The 1,117-nt window shown below is 74.7% G+C and carries 1 protein-coding gene; it reads left to right on the top strand.

Features of this window, described 5'->3' with window-relative positions; translation table 11 throughout:
* Positions 1–1,092, top strand: a 1,092-nt coding sequence (locus CCN29_RS34135; RefSeq protein WP_086686332.1) for an acyl-CoA dehydrogenase family protein, incomplete at its 5' end; no start/stop codon positions are given.
* Between the last annotated feature and the right edge of the window lie 25 nt (positions 1,093–1,117).

Raw genomic sequence — 1,117 nt, 5'->3', positions numbered from 1 at the left:
ATGGGGATGACCGAGAAGCAGGGCGGCAGCGACGTCCGGGCCAACACGACGGCCGCGCGGCCCCTCGCCGAGGACGGGACGTACGCGCTGACCGGGCACAAGTGGTTCTGCTCGGCCCCGATGTCGGACGCCTTCCTGGTGCTGGCGCAGGCGCCCGGCGGGCTGACCTGCTTCCTGGTGCCGCGGGTGCTGGAGGACGGCAGCCGCAACGTGTTCGCCCTGCAGCGGCTCAAGGACAAGCTGGGCAACCGCTCCAACGCCTCCGCCGAGGTCGAGTTCGACGGGACGTGGGCGCGCCGGGTCGGCGAGGAGGGGCGCGGGGTGCGCACCATCATCGGGATGGTGGCGGCCACCCGGCTCGACTGCGTGCTGGGCTCGGCGGGGCTGATGCGGCAGGCCGTGGCGCAGGCGGTGCACCACTGCGCGCACCGGGAGGCGTTCGGCGGGAAGCTGCTCGACAAGCCGCTCATGCGCAACGTGCTGGCCGATCTGGCCCTGGAGTCGGAGGCGGCGACCACGCTGGGGCTGCGTCTCGCGGCGGCGTACGACGACGGCGGCGAGCAGGAGCGGGCGCTGCTGCGGATCGCGGTGCCGGCCGCGAAGTACTGGGTGACCAAGCGGTGCGCGCCGGTCGCGGTGGAGGCGGCGGAGTGCCTCGGCGGCAACGGCTACGTCGAGGAGTCGGGGATGCCCCGGCTGGTGCGGGAGTCGCCGCTGAACTCGATCTGGGAGGGCGCGGGCAACGTGCAGGCGCTCGACGTGCTGCGGGCGCTGCGCGACCCGGCGACGCTGGACGCCTATCTCCGCGAGGTCGGCCGGGCGCGCGGGGCTGACCACCGGCTGGACGCGGCGATCAAGGGCCTGCTGACGGAGCTGGCGGACCTGGAGGGCGTCGAGGGCCGGGCGCGGCGGCTGACGGAGCGCCTCGCACTGGTGCTCCAGGGGTCGCTTCTGGTGCGGTACGCGCCGCCGGAAGTGGCGGACGCGTTCTGCGCGGGCCGCCTGGGCGGCGACGCGGGCACCGCATTCGGCACCCTGCCCCCCACCCTGGACCTGGCATCAATCACGAACCGCGCCCACCCGACCCCGTGAGCTGAACCGCCCCAAAGGGGCGCGG

This window comes from Streptomyces pseudogriseolus (assembly GCA_002154585.1).
GTDB classification, from domain to species: domain Bacteria; phylum Actinomycetota; class Actinomycetes; order Streptomycetales; family Streptomycetaceae; genus Streptomyces; species Streptomyces pseudogriseolus.
Note: the sequence above shows the minus strand (reverse complement) of the source record. Positions and strands in the feature narration are given on the sequence as shown.